Annotated in this window: 19 protein-coding genes; 2 read left to right on the forward strand and 17 right to left on the reverse strand. The window is 71.8% G+C overall.

Translation table 11 applies throughout. The features are described 5' to 3' along the window. The 16 genes from J2X68_RS13760 to J2X68_RS13830 form a co-directional block, all read right to left on the reverse strand. Positions 1 to 542 (reverse strand): flavodoxin-dependent (E)-4-hydroxy-3-methylbut-2-enyl-diphosphate synthase (locus J2X68_RS13760; RefSeq protein ID WP_310432798.1); only part of this gene is annotated, 542 nt, incomplete at its 3' end. 4 nt (positions 543 to 546) lie between these two features. Next, complete coding sequence (gene hpnH, locus J2X68_RS13765) at positions 547 to 1,569, reverse strand: adenosyl-hopene transferase HpnH (protein WP_310432799.1); 1,023 nt, start codon at positions 1,567 to 1,569, stop codon at positions 547 to 549. Positions 1,570 to 1,574: 5 nt separating this feature from the next. Further along, positions 1,575 to 2,216 (reverse strand): 1-hydroxy-2-methyl-2-butenyl 4-diphosphate reductase, encoded by a 642-nt coding sequence (locus tag J2X68_RS13770; protein ID WP_310432800.1) that lies wholly within the window; start codon positions 2,214 to 2,216, stop codon positions 1,575 to 1,577. After that, entirely contained in the window at positions 2,216 to 4,237 is a 2,022-nt protein-coding gene (gene shc, locus J2X68_RS13775; protein ID WP_310432801.1) for a squalene--hopene cyclase, read from the reverse strand. Before shc ends, J2X68_RS13770 begins: the two co-directional genes overlap by 1 nt. Before the next feature lie 117 nt (positions 4,238 to 4,354). Further along, on the reverse strand, positions 4,355 to 5,383 hold the full coding sequence (locus J2X68_RS13780; RefSeq protein ID WP_310433074.1) for a polyprenyl synthetase family protein: 1,029 nt from the start codon (positions 5,381 to 5,383) through the stop codon (positions 4,355 to 4,357). A gap of 110 nt (positions 5,384 to 5,493) precedes the next feature. Then, entirely contained in the window at positions 5,494 to 6,915 is a 1,422-nt protein-coding gene (gene hpnE / locus J2X68_RS13785) for a hydroxysqualene dehydroxylase HpnE (RefSeq protein WP_310432802.1), read from the reverse strand. Then, complete coding sequence (locus J2X68_RS40290; RefSeq protein ID WP_399039903.1) at positions 6,912 to 7,064, reverse strand: DUF6380 family protein; 153 nt, start codon at positions 7,062 to 7,064, stop codon at positions 6,912 to 6,914. Before J2X68_RS40290 ends, hpnE begins: the two co-directional genes overlap by 4 nt. Then, positions 7,064 to 8,014, reverse strand: coding sequence for a presqualene diphosphate synthase HpnD (gene hpnD / locus J2X68_RS13790; RefSeq protein WP_310432803.1), 951 nt, complete (start codon positions 8,012 to 8,014; stop codon positions 7,064 to 7,066). The genes J2X68_RS40290 and hpnD overlap by 1 nt, the downstream gene beginning before the upstream one ends. Beyond that, the gene (gene hpnC, locus J2X68_RS13795; protein WP_310432804.1) at positions 8,011 to 8,922 is read right to left on the reverse strand and encodes a squalene synthase HpnC; all 912 of its coding nucleotides are present in this window, start codon (positions 8,920 to 8,922) and stop codon (positions 8,011 to 8,013) included. The genes hpnD and hpnC overlap by 4 nt, the downstream gene beginning before the upstream one ends. Before the next feature lie 360 nt (positions 8,923 to 9,282). Further along, positions 9,283 to 10,071, reverse strand: coding sequence for an ABC transporter ATP-binding protein (locus J2X68_RS13800; protein ID WP_310432805.1), 789 nt, complete (start codon positions 10,069 to 10,071; stop codon positions 9,283 to 9,285). Beyond that, complete coding sequence (locus J2X68_RS13805) at positions 10,064 to 10,993, reverse strand: ABC transporter permease (protein WP_310432806.1); 930 nt, start codon at positions 10,991 to 10,993, stop codon at positions 10,064 to 10,066. Before J2X68_RS13805 ends, J2X68_RS13800 begins: the two co-directional genes overlap by 8 nt. 100 nt (positions 10,994 to 11,093) lie before the next feature. Next, on the reverse strand, positions 11,094 to 11,939 hold the full coding sequence (locus J2X68_RS13810; RefSeq protein ID WP_399040015.1) for a glycosyltransferase family 2 protein: 846 nt from the start codon (positions 11,937 to 11,939) through the stop codon (positions 11,094 to 11,096). 35 nt (positions 11,940 to 11,974) lie between these two features. Beyond that, positions 11,975 to 12,754 carry a CDP-alcohol phosphatidyltransferase family protein gene (locus J2X68_RS13815; RefSeq protein WP_310432808.1) on the reverse strand — a complete coding sequence of 260 codons (780 nt, stop codon included), beginning with the start codon at positions 12,752 to 12,754 and terminating at the stop codon, positions 11,975 to 11,977. Then, a complete protein-coding gene (locus J2X68_RS13820; RefSeq protein ID WP_310432809.1) occupies positions 12,732 to 13,793 on the reverse strand; it encodes an iron-containing alcohol dehydrogenase family protein in 1,062 nt (353 codons plus the stop codon). Before J2X68_RS13820 ends, J2X68_RS13815 begins: the two co-directional genes overlap by 23 nt. Further along, a complete protein-coding gene (locus J2X68_RS13825; RefSeq protein WP_081551011.1) occupies positions 13,781 to 14,533 on the reverse strand; it encodes a sugar phosphate nucleotidyltransferase in 753 nt (250 codons plus the stop codon). The genes J2X68_RS13820 and J2X68_RS13825 overlap by 13 nt, the downstream gene beginning before the upstream one ends. Further along, complete coding sequence (locus J2X68_RS13830; protein ID WP_310432810.1) at positions 14,530 to 16,377, reverse strand: DUF5941 domain-containing protein; 1,848 nt, start codon at positions 16,375 to 16,377, stop codon at positions 14,530 to 14,532. Before J2X68_RS13830 ends, J2X68_RS13825 begins: the two co-directional genes overlap by 4 nt. 677 nt (positions 16,378 to 17,054) lie before the next feature. On the opposite strand from J2X68_RS13830, the gene J2X68_RS13835 reads away from it, so the two are divergent. Both J2X68_RS13835 and idi read left to right on the forward strand, forming a co-directional pair. Beyond that, the gene (locus J2X68_RS13835; protein WP_310432811.1) at positions 17,055 to 17,996 is read left to right on the forward strand and encodes a cation diffusion facilitator family transporter; all 942 of its coding nucleotides are present in this window, start codon (positions 17,055 to 17,057) and stop codon (positions 17,994 to 17,996) included. Between the two features lie 187 nt (positions 17,997 to 18,183). Further along, complete coding sequence (gene idi / locus J2X68_RS13840; RefSeq protein WP_310432812.1) at positions 18,184 to 18,777, forward strand: isopentenyl-diphosphate Delta-isomerase; 594 nt, start codon at positions 18,184 to 18,186, stop codon at positions 18,775 to 18,777. A gap of 3 nt (positions 18,778 to 18,780) precedes the next feature. Here idi and J2X68_RS13845 read toward each other — a convergent pair whose 3' ends face one another. Next, entirely contained in the window at positions 18,781 to 19,299 is a 519-nt protein-coding gene (locus J2X68_RS13845; protein ID WP_310433075.1) for an ATP-binding protein, read from the reverse strand. Positions 19,300 to 19,397 lie beyond the last annotated feature (98 nt).

Consider the following 19,397-nt stretch of genomic DNA (forward strand, 5'->3'; position numbering starts at 1 on the left):
TCCTCGAAGAGCGACGCCTCCCACAGCGCCGACTCCACCAGGGCCTCCGGGGTCGCCTTGCCGTACTTCTGCAGCAGACGGCGGTCCAGCGACCCGGCGTTGACGCCGATACGGATCGGGGTCCCGTGCTCCTTCGCCGCCTTCGCGATCTCCTTGACCTTGTCGTCGAACTGCTTGATGTTGCCCGGGTTCACCCGGACCGCCGCGCAGCCCGCCTCGATCGCGGCGAACACGTACTTCGGCTGGAAGTGGATGTCCGCGATCACCGGGATCTGCGACTTGCGGGCGATCGTGGCCAGCGCGTCCGCGTCGTCCTGCGTGGGACAGGCCACCCGCACGATCTGGCAGCCCGACGCGGTCAGCTCCGCGATCTGCTGGAGCGTGGCACCGATGTCCGAGGTACGCGTCGTCGTCATCGACTGCACCGACACCGGGGCCCCGCCCCCGACCGCCACGGAGCCGACCTGGATCCGCCGCGACTCGCGCCGCGACGCCACCGGCCGGACCGGCATCCCGGGGAGGCCCAGGGAAACGGCGGTCACGCCGTCACTCCCGGTTTCCGTTGACGGTCTCCCGCAGGGCGCGCAGGGACTCCTTCAGGGAGCCCATGGTGGCGAGGACGGCGGTGGGCTCGTAGCCGCAGTGCGCCATGCAGTTGGCGCAGCGCGGGTCCTTGCCCCGGCCGTACTTGTCCCAGTCCGTCTCCTCGATCAGCTCGCGGTACGTCGGCACGTACCCGTCGCTCATCAGGTAGCAGGGTCGCTGCCAGCCGAACAGCGAGTAGTTGGGGATGGCCCACGCCGTGCACGGGAAGTCGGCCTTGCCCTCGAGGAAGTCGAGGAAGAGGGGCGAGTGGTTGAGGCGCCAGCGGCGCCGGTTGCCGCCCGAGAAGGCCTTCTTGAACAGCTCCCGGGTCTGCTCGACGCCGAGGAAGTGCTCCTGGTCGGGCGCCTTCTCGTAGGCGTAGGCGGGCGAGATCATCATCTCGTCGACCTTGAGGTCGTCGTTGAGGTAGTTGAGCACCTCGATGATGGTCTGCGGGGTGTCGGTGTTGAAGAAGGTCGAGTTGGTGGTCACCCGGAAGCCGCGCCGCTTGGCCTCCTTCATGGCCGCCACGGCCTCGTCGAACACACCCTCCTTGGCCACCGACTCGTCGTGCCGCTCGCGCAGCCCGTCGATGTGCACGGCGAAGGCGAAGTAGGGAGAGGGCGTGAACTTGTCCAACTTCTTACGGAGCAGCATCGCGTTGGTGCAGAGGAAGACGTACTTCCTCTTGGCCACCAACTGCCGCACGATCTCGTCGATCTGAGGGTGCATCAGGGGCTCGCCGCCCGCGATGGACACCATCGGCGCACCGGACTCCAGCACCGCGCCGACGGCCTGGGCGACCGGCATGCGCTGCTTGAGCACTCCCGCCGGGTGCTGGATCTTGCCGCAGCCCTCGCACTTGAGGTTGCAGGCGAAGAGGGGTTCCAGCTCGACGATGAGCGGAAACTTCTCCCGCTTGCGGAGCTTCTGTTCGGCCAGGTATGTAGCGACCTTGATGGACTGGCGCAGGGGCATGGCCATGTGGCTCACCTCCGGGGGAGCAGAACATTACGGTGCCATTCGAAAAAAGCAGGCAGGACCGAGCGAAGGACGCGGAAGGCAGATATTCCACCGCGTACCGTGCCGATCCGGACGAGTTCATGTTCAGGAGCGTCCACGACCACCCGGACGGCCGCAACCGGGCGCGACTCCGCGCGCACGGCGCTCAGCAGCGTGGCCGCCGACTCCATGTCGAGGGCGATCGCGCCGGTCGCGAGCAGATCGGCCCGTTCATGACCGCGAACGACGTGGTCGGAGCCGGTGAGGGGGCCGGTGTGGACGGTGCGCCCGGGCAGGGTGCGGGCGAGTTCCTTGACGAGCAGCTCGGTGCCGACGCAGGGAACGCTGCCGCGCGGGTCGCGGGTCTCCTCCGCGACGACCAGGTCGCCGGGGTGCATGCCGGGGGCGAGCCCGGCGCAGAACCCGGTGGCCAGCACGGCCGCCCCGGCGAACAGCGGGTCGGCCAGGACCCGGGTGACGGAACGCTCCGCCGCCTTCGGCCCCATGCCCGTCCGCAGAACGGTGACCGGCCCGTCGGCTCCGCCGCGCTCGCCCAGGCGCAGGGCGAGGTGCTCGATGCCGAGGGCGCAGGCGATCAGCAGCGGCGACGGGACGGACTGCGTGCTCATCAGCTCCCCTTGGCCTCGGTGGGAACCGCGTGCGTGGCGGGCTGCTCGCTGAAGGGCTCCCCGTGGACGTACCGGCCGAGCGCGGTCAGCGGGAAGACCTGCCGGTAGAGGTGGTAGTTGATCGAGAAGTCCCACGGGAAGCCGGTGCCGGTGAAGTAGGGCTCGTCCCAGGAGCCGTCCTCCCGCTGGGTCTGCGCCAGCCAGGCGACACCCCGCTCGACGGCCTGGGAGTCCCTCTCCCCGGCCGCCAGCAGCGCCATCAGCGCCCAGGCCGTCTGCGAGGCCGTCGAGGCGCCCCGGCCGCTCCAGCGGGCGGCGTCCTGGTAGGAGCGCAGGTCCTCGCCCCAGCCGCCGTCGTCGTTCTGCACCCGCTCCAGCCAGGCGACGGCCCGTCGGATCGCGGGGTGCTGGGCGGGCAGGCCCGCCGCGGTGAGAGCGGGCACCACCGAGCCCGTGCCGTAGACGTAGTTGACGCCCCAGCGCCCGAACCACGAGCCGTCCGGCTCCTGTTCGGCCAGCAGCCACTCGATGCCGCGGCGGGTGCGCGGGTCGTGCGAGAGCCCCTCGACGGCCAGCATCTCGACGACGTGCGCCGTGACGTCGGCGGACGGCGGGTCGATGACCTCGCCGAAGTCGCAGAAGGGCATCCGGTTGGGGAACGGGCTGGTGTTGTCGACGTCGAAGGCGCCCCAGCCCCCGTTCTTCGACTGCATCCCGAGGTTCCAGCGCACCCCGCGCGCGATGGCCCGGTCCATCCGCTCCGGGTCGTGGTGCTTGACCCGGCGCAGCGCGAGGACGACCTCCGCGGTGTCGTCGATGTCGGGATAGTTGTCGTTGTGGAACTCGAACGCCCATCCGCCCGGGGGCAGTTGGGGCCTGCTCACGGACCAGTCGCCCGGCCGCACGACCTGCTCGCCCAGCATCCAGTCGGCCGCCTTGACCAGTTGCGGATGGTCGGCGGGCAGGCCCGCGTCGGCCAGCGCGATGGTCGCCAGGCAGGTGTCCCACACCGGCGACTGGCAGGCCTCGATCATCCGCGCGCCGTCCTCGCGCCACACGGCGTAGCGGTCCAGCGAGTCGAGTCCCGCCCGCATCACCGGGTGCTGGAGGTCGTAGCCGAGCAGGTGCAGGGCGATCACCGAGTACACGGCCGGCGGCTGGATGCCGCCCCAGGCGCCGTCGTTCTCCTGCCGCTCGATGATCCAGCGGGCGGCCGAGTTCAGGGCCGCGCCGCGCAGTCTGCGCACCGCGACCGACCGGTAGCCGCGCACCACCTTGTCGAGCCGCTGGAACAGCCCGTCCCAGGTGTTCACCGGGGCGAGGGGCCTGGCCGGAGCGGGGTTCGCAGGGTCGGTGTGCAGTTCGTCGAGCGGGAAGGGCGCCGGACGCACCGGGCGCTTCGCCGACACGACGGTGAGCGGCACGATCGTCTGCCGGGCCCAGCAGCCGAAGTTGTAGATGCTCAGCGGGAACCACTTGGGGAAGAACAGGAGTTCCGGCGGCAGTTCGGGCAGGTCCTCCCACTTCCACCAGCCGAACAGGGCCAGCCAGATCCGGGTGAAGACCCGGGCGCCGGCGATGCCTCCCTGCTCGCGGATCCACCCGGAGGCCCGGCGCATGTGGGGCGCCTCGGGGGCGTCGCCCGCCAGCCGCAGGGCGACGTACGCCTCGACGGTGGCGGAGAGGTCGGGCGGACCGCCGTAGAAGGTGGCCCACGTGCCGTCCTCGCGCTGCTCGCCGCGGACGAAGAGCGCGGCGGCGCGGGTCGTGGCCTCGTCGCGGATGCCCAGGAACTGACGGAGCAGCAGGTCCTCGGCGTCCATCGTGACGTTCGTCTCGAGGTCGCCCTTCCACCAGCCCTCGGCGTCCTGCCCGGCGAGCAGGAAGTCGGTGGCGCGTTGCATCGCGCGGGTGGCGGCTTCTTGTACCCCGGCCGCCACGGGGATGGTGATGTCGGTTTCGCTGGCCGCGGCAGCGCGGGGCGGCAGGGCCCCGGTGCTTCCGTCGGTCGTCGCTGTCATGGCTTCCCCTTCGTGCAGTGTGCATGGCGTTGCGTCTGCTGTGGGTCCGCCGTCGGCCGGTGCTCTCTCCTCGCACACCGGCCGGCGACTACGCGAGGGCTATTCGACCGATAGGGATCATCTCTTTCGTACGACGACGAAGTCGGCGAGCGCCGTGAACCGCTCCCGCACCTGCTCGGGCATGTCCACGACGTTCAGGGCGTCCAGGGCGACGGCGTACTGACGACGTGCCTCACCGGCGGTCCAGTCACGGCCGCCCGCCTCCTCGATCAAGGCGGCGCGGGCCGCGAACTCGCCCTCGGAGAAGGTCTCGAAGTCGCTGCTCTTGGCGTCGGCCGCGAGGATCTCCCCGAGCCGCTCGGAGGCGGAACCTCCCGCCGCGAGCGCGGCCACCACCGGCAGGGACTTCTTGCGCTGGCGCAGGTCGCTCCAGGTCTGCTTGCCGGTGGCCTCCGGGTCGCCCCAGATGCCGAGCAGGTCGTCCACGGCCTGGAAGGCCAGACCGAGGTGGTAGCCGTACTTCTCCAGGGCGTCGGCGGTGCCCCGGTCCGCCCCGCCGAGGACGGCGCCGATGGAACTGGCGCAGGCCAGCAGGGCGCCGGTCTTGTTGCCCTCCATCTCCAGGCACTCCTCGACGCTGACCCGGTCGCGGTGCTCGTAGGAGATGTCCTGGGCCTGGCCGTCGATGAGGGCACGGGTGGCGACGGTCAGGCGGTGGGTCGCCCGGGCCGCCTCGGCCGTGCCGAGTTCGAGGAGGATCTCGCCGGCGAGGGCGAACAGGGCGTCGCCGACCAGGATGGCCTGGGCGGGCCCGTGCACCTTCCAGACGGTGTCCCGGTGCCTGCGCTGCTCGTCGCCGTCCATCAGGTCGTCGTGCAGGAGCGAGAAGTTGTGGACCAGCTCGACGGCGACCGCGCCGGGGACGCCGACCTCGGGAGCGGCGCCGGTGACCTCGGCGGACAGCACGGCGAGCGCGGGACGCACGGCCTTGCCGCCGTCGCCGTCGGTCGGGTTGCCGTGGGCGTCGATCCAGCCGAAGTGGTAGGCGGCGACCGTGTCCATGGGCGGTGCCAGACGGTCGACTGCCGCCCGCAGCACCGGGGTGGCCAGGGTGCGGCCACGCTCCAGGAGCGCGGTCACGTCCACCGCGGTCCTCCGGGCGGCCGGCGTGGCCGGGGGCACAGTGGGCACGTTTTCTCCTCTTGTTGCGGTGCTGGAGAGGGTGCGGGGGTGTGCCGAGCCGTGCTGATCGAGCATCAGGCCGCCTCCTCGAAGTCGAAGAGGTGGCCGGGGCGGGGCCGGCCCAGGGCGCCGAGCGCGGCGTCCGCCGCGCTCACACCGCTGCGGACCGCACTCTCCATGGTCGCGGGCCACCCTGTGGCGGTCCACGCTCCGGCCAGGTACAGGCCGGGGGATCTGGTGCGGGCGCCGGGCCGAAGCCGCCCGACGCCGGGGGTGGGGGCGAACGTCGCCGTGCGCTCCCGGGTCACGAAGAAGTCCCGCACTCCGGCGCCGCGCGTGCGCGGCAGCAGCCGTTCGAGCTCGGGCAGATAGCGCTCGCGCAGCGCGGCGACGGGTTCGTCGATCTCGTCCTGCGCCGCGGACTGGGACAGGGCGAGGTACTGGCCCTCGCGCAGCCCGGAGGCCGCCGTGCGGTCGAAGACCCACTGCACGGGCGTGCCGAGCGCCGCGAGGAAGGGCTTGTCGAGCACCTTGCGGTCGTAGACGACGTGCACGTTGAGGATGGGCGCGGTGCCGATCTCCAGCAGCCGTCCGGGGTCGTCGAGCGCCCCGTCGGGAAGCAGGTCGTACGCCTCACGCTGCGGTACGGCGAGCACGACGGTGTCCGCCCGGAGCGTCTCGCCGGGAACCTGCACGCTCCACGTCCCGTTCTCGTCGCAGGAGAGGGACGAGACGCGGGCGCGGACCTCGGTGCGCACGCCCGCGGAGTCGAGCGCCTTGCGGGCGAGCCGGTCGTGCAGATCGCCCAGCGGGACCTGCGCCCAGCCGATGTCGGCGGCCCCAGGGTCGGACAGCAGACCGGTCTTGAACACCATCGCGGCGAGCGCCAGCGAGCAGTCGCCCGCGACCGCGTTGAGGGTGGCGACCCCGACCAGGTCCCAGAGGGCCTCGACGGCGCGTGCCGACTGGCCGTGCGCGGTCAGCCAGCCGCCGAAGTCCTGCCCGTCCAGCCGCGGGTCGGCGAGGTCCAGCCCCTTGAGGGCGAGCGCGGCACGGCCCACCCTGGCGCGTTCGGCGAGCGAGAGATGCGGATAGGTGGCGAGACTGCGTCCCAGGTGCAGGGGGACGGGCAGGGCGTCGCGCCGCAGCCTGCCGAGCCGTCGCCCCACCGGCGCGGCCACATCGACGACGGGCACGTCGAGACGATCCTGCAGAGGCGCCAGCCCGCTGCCCTCGATGCGCTCGAGGAACCAGCGGTAGGCGGTGCAGCAGCGCAGGTACACGTGCTGTCCGTTGTCCACGGTCAGGTCGCCGCGCGTGAAGGAGAAGGCCAGGCCGCCGAGCCGGGGCCGGCCTTCGAGCAGCGTCACGCGTACGCCCGCGTCGGCGAGCGCGAGCGCGGCGGTCACCCCGGCGAGCCCTCCCCCGACGACGACGGCGGTACGCCCCGACACGCCGGACGCTTCCGAGGCGTCCACGAGTTGCTCGTCGTTCATCCTGCGCCCTCCCGTGCGAACCGGCCATGGTGTTTGAACTCTGCACCGCTGGCCGTCGCAGTCAGGGACGCCGCGCCGGACCGGAGGGTTGCGTGCCGCTTTTCGCCGGTGGAATCACCTTGGCCCACTTTGTCACCCGTCGCGTCCATCAGGGGTGCCTCCTGACGCTCCGGCGTGACACGTGCCGGGCGTCCAGGCCCGACAGCCCGCGTACGGCCACGAAGGCCTTCTCCCGTCCGGGCAGCGAGACCCGGCCGCGCAGCACGGCCTCGGGGTCGCGCTCGATGCGGTCGAGGAGGCGGCGGTAGATGCCCGCCATGGCGGCGACACAGGCGCCGCTGCGCCGGTCGAGCAGCGGAAGCAGCCGGTAGCCCTCGGCGAAGAGGGCGCGGGCCCGCCGGACCTCGAAGTGCACGAGGCCCGGGAAGTCGGAGCCCTCCGGCGGCTTCGGTCCGTCGAACCCGGCCGAGCAGCCGAACTTCGCGAGATCGTCGGCGGGCAGGTAGGTGCGGCCGCCCTCCGCGTCCTCGCGGACGTCCCTGAGGATGTTGGTGAGCTGGAGCGCGAGCCCGAGCGTGTCGGCGTACTCCGGCGCGCGCTCGGCGCCGCGCGCCCCCGGTTCGGTGCCGAACACGCCGAGCGAGAGCCGCCCGATGGCGCCCGCGACACAGCGGCAGTACGCCTTGAGGTCGTCCCAGGTCTCGTAGGTCTCGCCGCGCACGTCCATCAGCACGCCGTCGATCAGCTCGTCCAGGCCGCGCAGCGGGACGGGAAAGGTCCGGGCGGTGTGCGCGAGGGCGACCGCGACGGGGTCGGTGTCGTCCTCCTCGACCTCGCCCGCGCGGACCCGGGCGAGCACCGCCCGGGTCTCCTCGAGCCGGACCGCCTTGACCTCGCCGTCCAGAGCGCCGTCGCCGATGTCGTCGACGCGGCGTGAGAAGGCGTACAGCGCCGACATCGCGCGGCGCTTGGGCGTGGGCAGCAGCCGGATGCCGTAGGCGAAGTTGCGGGCCTGCTGGCCGGTGACGGTCTCGCAGTAGCCGTAGGCGGCGAGTACCGGCGCGGACACGTGCGGTGACGGCTCCACGGCCCGGATCACCCCTCTCCTCGCAGGGTCACGCCCACCTCGCGCAGCAGCCGGAGCCTGCCGGGCTTGGGCGGGCCGGGAAGTACGTCGAACCCGGCGGCGGCGATCGCCTGGATCGCCGCCCTTCCCCCCGCCACGAAACCCGCCAGCAGCAGCCTCAGCCTGCCGTGAACGCTACCCACCAGGGGGGCGCCTTCATTCAGCAGATCCCGGGCGCGTTCCGCTTCGAACGCGACCAGCGCGCGCACCGACGCGCCCGCGGTGTTCGTGGCCAGATCCGATTCCTTCACGTGAAAACGCTTCATGTCGGCGGCGGGCAGATAGACACGGTCGCGGCCGAGGTCCTCCGACACGTCCTGGAGATGCTCGACGATCTGCAGCGCGGTGCAGATCGCGTCGGAGCGGCGGATCCGCTCGGGGGTGGCGGAGCCGGTGACGGCGAGCACCAGCCGGCCCACGGGATTGGCGGACAGCTCGCAGTAGGCGAGGAGGTCGTCGTACGTCTCGTAACGCGTGACGAGCTGGTCCTGGCGGTTGGCGGCGATCAGGCCGAGAAAGGGCTCGGGGGCGAGCGCGCGACGGCGCACGGTCGGCTGGAGGCGGCGCAGCAGGGGGTGCCGGGGCGGGCCGCCGGACCCGTCGAAGACACGGCGCAGGTCGGCCTCGAAGGCGTCCAGCAGGACGAGCCGGTCCTCTGCCGCGGTGGCCGACACGCCGAGCAGGCGGGCGTCCGCGCCGCCGGGGGCGAGGTCGCCGTCGCCGATGTCGTCGACGAGCCGGGCGAAGCCGTACACGGCCATCAGGTCGTCGCGCCACGCCCGGGGCAGGAAGAACGGGGCCACCGGGAAGTTCTCGTCCGCGGCCTTGGCGAGCGTGCCGCGCTCCGGGTCGCCGATGCGTGCCGCGGCGGGCGCCGTCATCGTCGACCGTCCGGGGCGGGGACGGCACGGCTCGCGTCGACCTGGGGAGTTTCCGTAGCCATCGCCGTCACATCTCCCGTTCTACACTGCTGACCTAATACACACTATTTCGGACACGCCGCCGAGCCGCCCGCGCAGCGGCCTCGACGGCGGGCACTGCGGGTTTTCGCCCCACTTGGCGCGATTCGGGGGCCGGTCCAGCTTACGTTGTACAACGCAGCACGGTTCGCGGGGGTGTCCGGGACATCACAACAACACACCGATTGGCGTCAAGATTCCTGGGCGGAGCCGGAGTTGACGTTTCCTTTGCAGACGCAGGGCCCCGCCGGACAGTTCCGGCGGGGCCCTGGCCGAATCGCGCTACTTGCCCGAGAACTTCTCGTACTCCCTGAGGACCTCTTCGGTCGGGCCGTCCAGCCGCAGTTCGCCACGTTCCAGCCACAGCACGCGGTCGCAGGTGTCCCTGATCGACTTGTTGCTGTGGCTCACCAGGAACACCGTGCCGGCGTGCTCGCGCAGCTCCCGGATGCGCTCCTCGGAGCGCCCCCGGAACTTCGCGTCGCCGGTGGCCAGCGCCTCGTCGATCATCAGGACGTCGTGGTCCTTGGCGGCGGCGATGGAGAAGCGCAGCCGGGCCTGCATGCCGGAGGAGTAGGTGCGCATCGGCAGGGTGATGAAGTCGCCCTTCTCGTTGATGCCCGAGAAGTCGACGATCTCCTGGTAGCGCTCCTTGATCTGCTCGCGGGACATGCCCATGGCGAGCCCGCCGAGGGTGACGTTGCGTTCCCCGGTGAGGTCGTTCATCAGGGCCGCGTTGACGCCGAGCAGCGAGGGCTGGCCGTCGGTGTAGACCTTGCCGCTCTCCGGCGGCAGCAGACCGGCGATGGCACGCAGCAGCGTGGACTTGCCGGAGCCGTTGGAGCCGATCAGGCCGATGGCCTCGCCGCGGTGGGCGACGAAGGAGACGCCGCGCACGGCGTGCACCTTGCGCACCCCGCGCGCCGAGTCGTCGGAACCGCGCTTGACGATGCGGCTGAGTGCCGCGGTGGCGCTGCCCTTGCCGGACTTGGCGCCGTTGACGCGGTAGACGATGTGGACCTCGTCGGCGATGACGGTCGGGATCCGTTGTCCCGCGAGCGGCTCAACCACGGCCGTACCTCTCCTCCGCCTGCCAGAAGTACACGAAGCCGCCGAGGGCGACGAGCACGGCCCAGCCGCCCGCGACCGCCCAGACGTGCGCGGGGAGGTTCTCGGCGCCGTACTCCTCGATGAGCGCGAAGCGCATCAGGTCCATGTAGATGGCGGCCGGGTTCCACTGGAGGATGTTGGCCACCCACTGCGGCTTGTCCGCGAGGAAGACGGGGATGGAGAACATCACGCCGGACGCGTACATCCACGTCCGCATCACGAACGGCATCAGCTGCGCCAGGTCCGGGGTCTTCGCGCCGGCCCGGGCGAAGATCAGCGCCAGACCGGAGTTGAAGCAGAACTGGAGGGCGAGCACCGGCACGATCAGCGCCCAGGAGGCGTCCGGGTAGCTGCCGAAGCCGATCACGACCAGGAACAGCACCAGCATCGAGTACAGCAGCTGCTGGAGCTGCTGGAGGGCGAACGAGATCGGCAGGGAGGCGCGCGGGAAGTGCAGGGCGCGGACCAGGCCGAGGTTGCCCGAGATCGCCCGGACGCCGGTCATCACCGAGCTCTGCGTGAAGGTGAACACGAAGACGCCCGTGACGAGGAAGGGGATGTACACCTCCTTCGACATCCCCCGGCCGGCGTTGAGGAGCAGGCCGAAGATCATGAAGTACACGGCCGCGTTCAGCAGCGGCGTGGCCACCTGCCACAGCTGGCCGAGCTTGGCCTGGCTGTACTGGGAGGCCAGTTTCGCCCGGGAGAACGCCATGATGAAGTGCCGGCGCCCCCAGAGCTGCCGGACGTACTCCCGCAGCGGAGGCCGGGCGCCGCTCACGGCCAGCCCGTACTTGGCGGCCAGCTGTGCCGCCGTGAGGCCCTCGTCGGGCGACGGAGGCGCAGTCACCACGACTCCGACGTCATGCGTTGTCTCACTCACAGGTAGGAAACTTTCGTCTTCGGGATGCGCAGCCTTGACGAGGCCGGCATGAGCCGGGGGGCCCGCGGTACGGCCCGGGGTGCCCTCAGGGACGAGCTTGTCAGATCACCGGGGGCCGGCCCAGTCGGGTCAGCCGCCACACCGTACGCCACTTCATGGGCCTACGAGGTCCGCACGGAGTGCTCCAGCCTTCCCGGAAACCGCCGAACCAGGCCTTCAGCGCGGACCCCGAGGGGCGGCGCGCCAGGGTGAGCAGCAGCCAGACCCCGAGGTAGACGGGGACCAGCGGGGCGGGAAGGTTGCGCCGGGCCAGCCAGACCCGGTTGCGGGCGACCATGCGGTGGTACACCGCGTGCCGCGAGGGCGCGGTCGTCGGGTGGTACAGCACCATGTCGGACCGGTAGTCGATCATCCAGCCGGCGTCGAGGGCCCGCCAGGCCAGGTCGGTCTCCTCGTGGGCGTAGAAGAACTCGTCCGGGAGTCCGCCCACCTCCGCGAAGACCTTGGTGCGCACGGCGTTGGCGCCCCCGAGGAACGTGGTGACCCGGGAGGAGCGCATCGGGTCGGAGGCGCGCAGCCGCGGGACGTGGCGGCGCTGGGTGACTCCGGTCTCCGGGTCGGCGATCCGGAAGCTGACGATGCCCAGCCTCGGATCGGCCTCGAAGGCCCGGCGGCACAGCTCGGCCGTGTCGTGGTGGGCCAGGAGACCGTCGTCGTCCAGGAACAGCAGGACGTCCACGTCCCGGCCGCTGGGGCCGAAGGCCTCGATGCCGACGTTGCGGCCGCCGGGGATGCCGAGGTTCTCGGGAAGCTCGATCGTCCGGACGCCCTCGGGGACGTCCGGGACGGGCGAGCCGTTGCCGACCACGACCACCTCGACCCGGTCGCCGTCCTGCTTGGCGATCGAGTCCAGCAGGGCTCTCAGCTCGTCGGGACGGTTGCCCATGGTGATGACGACCGCGCCGACCTTCACCGGCGCGCTCACTTCAGCCTGCTCGACGCGAGGATGGACACCAGGTGCAGCACGGTCTGGAGCAGCGCGATGCCGGCCAGCACGGCGACGCCGAGCCGGGTGAAGAACAGGTCGCCGCGGATCTGGTCGACCACCGCCAGCACCAGGATCAGCAGGGACGCCTCGATGCCGAGGATCAGCCGGTGGAACTGGATCGCCGAGGCGGCCCGGCGGGCGAGCGCCATCCCGGAGGAGCGCGGTTCGGAGGCCGACTCCTTGACGGGCGGCAGGCCGCCCTGGTGGCGGGCGACGCCGACGAGGTCGGTCTCCGCCTTGATCAGGATCGCGCCGAGCGCGGCCAGCGTGCCGAGGAAGGCCCAGAGCCAGTCGACGCGCCCGGTGCCCCACAGGTCGGCGGCGCGCAGGCCGAAGCCGACCAGGACGGCGGCGTCGGTGAGATACGCGCCGACCCGGTCCAGATAGACCCCGCCCAGCGAGTACTGCTTCTTCCAGCGGGCGATCTCGCCGTCGACGCAGTCCAGCAGCAGGTACATCTGGACGCACACCACGCCGAGCACGGCGCCCGTGATCCCCGGCACCAGCAGGGCCGGGGCGGCGAGCACGCCGAAGACGGTCATCAGGTACGTGAGCTGGTTGGGCGTGACCCTGGTGTTGACCAGGTAGCGGTCGACCCGCAGGGACACCTCACGCATGTAGAGGCGCCCCATCCAGTGCTCACCGCTGCGCCGGTCCTTCACCCCCGGAGGGTGGACGACCGGTCTGAGTTCAGCTACCGATGGCCTTGACATAGTCGGCGTAGATGTCCTTGATCTGTTCGGTCTTGAGGTCGAGGTGTTCGAGGATCGTGTAGCGGCCCGGCCGGGTCTCGGGAGCGAACTCCACGGCGCGGACGAACTCGTCCACCGTGAAGCCGATCTCCTGCGGCAGGACGGGAAGCCCGTGCCGGCGCAGCACCCGGGCCATGTAGGCCGCCTCCTCGTGGGCTCCGCGCAGGTACATCGCGAAGGTCGCGCCGAGTCCGCACTGCTCGCCGTGAGCGGCCGCCCGCTTGGGGAAGAGCAGGTCGAAGGCGTGGTTGATCTCGTGGCAGGCGCCGGAGGACGGGCGGGAGTCGCCCGACACCGACATCGCGATGCCGCTGAGCACCAGCGCCTCGGCGAGCACCTGGAGGAAGTCGGTGTCGCCGATGCCGCCCGGGTGGCGCAGCACCGCCTCGCCGGCCTGCCGGGCGATCGCGGCCGCGAGGCCGTCGATCTTCTCGCCCTTGATCCGGTTGGCGAGCTCCCAGTCCGCGATGGCGGAGATGTTGGAGACGGCGTCGCCGATGCCGGCCCGCACGAAGCGGACCGGGGCCTCGCGGATGACGTCCAGGTCGATCACGACGGCGATCGGGGTCGGCACCCCGTAGGAGCCGCGGCCCGCGTCGTTGTCGAGGGTGGCGACCGGGGAGCACAGGCCGTCGTGCGCGAGGTTCGTCGGGACGGCGACCAGGGACAGGCCGACGCGCGCCGCGGCGAACTTGGCACAGTCGATGATCTTGCCGCCGCCGAGGCCCACGACCGCGTCGTAGTGGCCGGCCCTTATGTCGCTCGCCAGCCGCACGGCGTCGTCGAGGGTGCCGCCGCCGACCTCGTACCAGGTGGCGCCGGGCAGGGCCGGGGTGAGGCGCTCGCGCAGCCGGGCGCCCGAGCCGCCGCTGACGGCGATCGCGAGCTTGCCCGAGTGCGAGATGCGCTCGTCGGCGAGGACCCCGACCAGGTCGTCGAGGGCACCCGGGCGGATGTCGACGACGACCGGGGAGGGGATCAGCCGGGTCAGTACTGGCACGCGATCTCCCGTCCACGGGCGAGATCGTCGTGGTTGTCGATCTCGACCCACTTGACGTCGCCGATCGGCGCCACGTCGATACGGAAGCCGCGGTTCACCAGTTCCTGGTACCCGTGCTCGTAGAACTGCTGCGGGTCGGTCTCCCACACGGCCTTGAGCGCGTCGGCCAGCTCGGGGGCCGCGTCGCCCTCGATGAGGGTGACGCCGATGTACTCGCCGGTGGCCTCCGCCGGGTCCATGAGCTTGGTGATCTTCGTCATGCCCTTCCCGGGGTCGACGACGACCTTCATCTCCTCGTCCGCGAGGGACTTCACGGTGTCGAGGGCGAGGATGATCTTCTTGCCTTCGCCGCGGGCGGCGAGCAGCGTCCGCTCGACGGAGACGGGGTGGACGGTGTCGCCGTTGGCGAGGATCACGCCGTCCTTGAGGGCGTCACGACCGCACCACAGGGAGTAGGCGTTGTTCCACTCCTCGGCCTTGTCGTTGTCGATGAGGGTGAGCTTGAGGCCGTACTTCGCCTCCAGCGCCGCCTTGCGCTCGTACACGGCCTCCTTGCGGTAGCCGACGATGACCGCGACCTCGGTCAGACCGATCTCGGCGAAGTTGCCGAGAGTCAGGTCCAGGACCGTGGGCTCGCCCTCTATACCCGCGGGCCCCACCGGCACCAGCGCCTTCGGCAGGCTGTCGGTGTAGGGGCGAAGACGCCGTCCGGCGCCGGCCGCCAGCACGAGGCCGATCATGCGGGTTCTCCTTCATCGTGTACGGACGGGGCGCCTGCCCGGTGGGCGGCGACCCAGAAGCGGATGCTCTCGAGGAGCACCACGACGGCGACGGCCACGGCGAGGACCGTGAGCGCGACCGTGAACTGCGAAGCGGTGAGCGACACGGCCAGCACGGCGACGAGCAGCGTGCGCCCGTCCTGCCCCCCGATGGCGCGCACCAGCCAGGCCGGCGGCGCTCCGGCGTTGCCGCGGATGCGGTACACCGTGTCGTAGTGATGGTAGGCGACGGCGGCCACCAGCCCGAAAGCCGCCGGAAGCGCCCCGTTCACATCGGCCCGGGCCGCCAGGACGAGGACCGTGGCGTACTCGCCGGCCCGGAAGAGCGGCGGCACCAGCCAGTCGAGGGCGCCCTTGAGGGGGCGGGCGACGGCGTCGGCGGAGAGCAGCACGTACAGGACGGCGGCCAGGAGGAGCGGGAAGCCCGGCCCGTCGAACGCGGCCGCGAGGACCAGCAGGGCGACGCCGACGACGGCGCCGAGCGGGGCCGGGACACGGATGCCCGCGGGGAGCCTGCGGGCCAGCAGCTCGGTGAGCGGGCCGCTGTCGGCGAGGTCCGCCAGGGCCTGCGCCGCCCGGTCCGTCCGCCTGGCCTTGCGGGTCAGCGAACGCAGGACGCGGCCCGCCGTGGTGTAGGTCGCCGCGAACGCGCACCCGACGAGCAGCGCGTAGAAGGTGATGCGCGGGGTGGTGGCGGCGGTGAGAACGGCGATCATGGCCCATCGTTCGCCGATGGGCAGGACTATCATCCGCCGCACCCAGACCGTCCAGCCGACGCTGTCGAGCTTGTCGGACAGGGCGGCGGTGGGGCTGGTGTTGGCGGTGGCGTCGTGGTTGGCCTCGTTGAAGGAGAAGTCCACGACGTGCCGGCAGGTCTGCAGGACCATCGCGCCCAGCGCGAGGGCCCACACGTCGTCGCCGCCCCGGGCGGCGCCGAGCGCGAGGCCCGCGTAGTAGGCGTACTCCTTCGCGCGGTCGAAGGTGGCGTCCAGCCAGGCGCCGAGCGTGGAGTACTGCAGGGAGTAGCGGGCGAGCTGGCCGTCCGTGCAGTCCAGGACGAAGGACGCGATCAGCAGGACGCCGGCCGCGACGAAGCCGCCCCGGGTGCCGGTGGCCGCGCAGGCCGCCGCGATCAGCGCGGTGATCAGCGAGGCGGTGGTGACCTGGTTCGGGGTGAGGCCGCGGCGGGCGCACCAGCGGGCGATGTAGCGCGAGTACGGGCTGATGCAGTACGTGGTGAAGAAGCCGTCGCGGGCCTTCACGGCCGACTTCAGGCGGACGGCCTCGTCGTCGACGGCGGCGACGGCCTGCCGCGCCTCGTTGCGGGCCTGCGGGTCGGCGGGGACCTCCGCGACCAGGCTGCCCAGTTCGGGGCGGTGCACGTCGGCGCCGTCGGCGTCGAGGGCGGCGACGATCCGGTCGGCGAGGCTGTCGACGCCGTCGACGTTCCCCACGCTCGCCTTCGGCAGCGCGGGGGCGCCGCCCAGAACGCCCCCGCCGCTCGCCGAGTTCTCCCGGGCCATCGCCCGGGTCAGGGCCTGACGGCCGGCCGGCTGCGCGGTCACCGCGCCCGGGATGGCGCCGAGCGGGAAGCGGGGGTCGGTGAGGCCGAGGCGCAGCGCGTGCTCGTGACCCACGAAGCGGGCGTCCACGACGGCGACGCGCTGGTCGCCCGGGACGGCGGCGAGGAGGGCCTCGGCGTCACCGGCGTCGGAGGCGGTCCGGACGTCGAAGCCGAGGGACCGCAGATCGCCCTCGATCGACGATCCGGGGACCGGCGAGCCGGTGAGGATGGCGGTCGACAACCGAACTCACTCCCTGGGTCCGGCGCGTGCGCGCCGGTCATGTACACGGTGGAGGCGCCCCTGGGCCGCACCGGCGACTTCACCGGTGGCCGCGCCAGGCGGGCGGCATGTCGGCAGAGGCTATCGGATGCCGGGAACGCCGTGTTCACCGCCCGTTCAGGCACGATCGACGCGGTCCCGCAGCACGGCCCGAGCTCGCCTTGAACCGCCCTTTGCCGAGATCATCATGGGTGATCGGCGGCCCGGGCGACAAACCGCGCCCCCGTGAGCCGACATCCGGGACATTGCCCCGCGCACCCGGGAGGCCCCTGCCGGACGGCGGGGGATCCTGCGGCGGGACGCGGCTCGTCGTCCGGCGGAGCCGTACGCACCGGATGTACCGGACGCACCGGATATACAGGGGACACAGGACACATGGGGCGCGGGCGACGGCCGACCCGCGCCACGACCGGGGAACGCCTCACCGCCCGCCCCGGGCGGCCCCCCGCCGGGCCGGCCGTGGCCGCGCGGCTCCCGAAGCAGAGTGAGGGCGCCCTGACCTGCGCTTCGTTTCCGCAGGTCAGGGCACATGACAACGGTGTTCAGTGCCGCGTTGCCGGATACCCCCCACCCGTAGTTCACTGTGATCGCGGGGCAGAACGCGACGGCCCACGACGGACCACAGAAGGGCTGTTTCCATGGGGGCTGGGCACGACCACAGCCATACGCACACCCACGTGCCGCCCACCGCCACGGCCGCGGCGGCGTACCGGGGCAGGCTGCGCGTCGCCCTGTCGATCACGCTCGCCGTCATGGTCGTCGAGATCGCCGGCGGGGTGCTCGCGGACTCCCTCGCGCTGGTCGCGGACGCCGCGCACATGGCGACGGACGCGCTGGGGCTGGGCATGGCCCTGCTGGCCATCCACTTCGCCAACCGGCCGCCGAGCGCGAACCGCACCTTCGGACTGGCCCGCGCCGAGATCCTGGCCGCCCTCGCCAACTGCCTGCTGCTGCTCGGGGTGGGCGGCTACGTCCTGTTCGAGGCCGTCCAGCGGTTCTTCACCCCCGCCGACACCGAGGGCGGGCTGATGATCTGGTTCGGCGCGTTCGGTCTGGTCGCGAACGTGATCTCGATGTCGCTGCTGATGCGCGGCCAGGCCGAGAGCCTGAACGTGCGCGGGGCTTTCCTGGAGGTGGCGGCGGACGCGCTGGGGTCGGTGGCGGTGCTGATCTCGGCGGTGGTGATCCTGACCACCGGCTGGCAGCCCGCCGACCCGATCGCCTCGCTCGTCATCGGCCTGATGATCGTGCCGCGCACCGTGAAACTGCTGCGCGAGACGCTCGACGTGCTGCTGGAGTCGGCGCCCAAGGACGTCGACATGGCGGAGGTGCGCTCCCACATACTCGCCCTGGACGGCGTGGAGGACGTCCACGACCTGCACGCGTGGACCATCACCTCCGGGATGCCGGTGCTGTCGGCGCACGTGGTGGTGCGCTCGGACGTGCTGAACGCGATCGGCCACGAGAAGATGCTGCACGAGCTCCAGGGCTGCCTGGGGGACCACTTCGACGTGGAGCACTGCACCTTCCAGCTGGAGCCGAGCGGACACGCGGAGCACGAGGCGCGCCTCTGCCACTGAGGGCGTCCCGGCCGCGACGCCGCGTGATCCGCACAGACGTTCCGGACGGTTCCCCGCCCCCGGCGACGGGCAAGATCACCTACCGGGCCCCTTGCCGCGCGGGACATGCGCGCTTTCGCGTGAAGTGCCGGGAGTGCCGGACGCGTACGGCAGACTGGGGACGCGAGGACCGATGTTAAGGATGGGTATGCCGATCACACCTGCCACCGCGACACACACGTCGCCGAACGGCACCGCGGACGCGATCTTGCTGGAGCTGGTCGACGAGGACGGCGTCACGATCGGCACCGCGGAGAAGCTGGCCGCCCATCAGCCGCCGGGGCAGCTGCACCGCGCGTTCTCCGTGTTCCTCTTCGACGAGCGGGGCCGGCTGCTGCTCCAGCAGCGGGCGCTCGGCAAGTACCACTCCCCCGGCGTGTGGTCGAACACCTGCTGCGGTCACCCCTACCCCGGTGAGGCGCCGTTCGCGGCGGCCGCGCGGCGCACCTTCGAGGAGCTCGGGGTCTCCCCGACGCTGCTCGCCGAGGCGGGCACGGTCCGCTACAACCACCCGGACCCGGAGTCGGGCCTGGTGGAGCAGGAGTACAACCACCTGTTCGTCGGGCTGGTGCAGTCCCCGCTGCGGCCGGACGCGGAGGAGGTCGGCGACACGGCCTTCGTCACGCCCGCCGAACTGGCGGAGCGGCACGCCGGGGACCCGTTCTCCTCCTGGTTCATGACCGTGCTGGACGCGGCCCGCCCGGCGGTCAGGGAGCTGACGGGACCGTCGGCCGGCTGGTGACCCTCAGGGCACCCGCACGGGCTCGAGCGGCAGGGCGGCCCAGATCACCTTGCCGCCGCCCGCCGTGTGCTCGACGTCGCAGACCCCGCCCGCCTCCCGGGTGATCTCCCGCACGAGGAGCAGTCCCCGGCCGCCCGTGCGGCCGTGGTCGGTCTCCAGGGCGGTCGGACGGTAGGGGTGGTTGTCCTCCACCGACACCCGCACCCACTCGGCCCCGACCGCCACCTCCACGGCGAGCACCGGCGACAGCACCGCCGCGTGCCGGACGGCGTTGGTCACCAGCTCGGAGACGATCAGCAGGAGCCCCTGGGCCAGGTCGTCGGAGACCGGCACCCCCTGGCGGTGGAGCAGGTCCCGCACGGCGTGCCGGGCCTGCGGGACCGAGGCGTCCACGGCGGGGGCGCTGAACCGCCAGACGCCTTCGTAGGGCAGCGGCCGGGGTACGGCTTCCGCAGAGGATCCACCGGGTTGGCCCGGGGCGCCCGCCGGGCGTGGGTCGGGCCCGCGCCCTTGATCGTCCATCGTCCGGTCGCCACCCTCGCGCTCGATTGTCACCACACGTGAAGTGTTGATACCGAGGCGCCTTCCTCCGGATGACTGAACAGAAGTCAGCAGTTATC

This window comes from Streptomyces sp. 3330 (genome assembly GCF_031456635.1).
Taxonomy (GTDB): Bacteria; Actinomycetota; Actinomycetes; order Streptomycetales; family Streptomycetaceae; genus Streptomyces.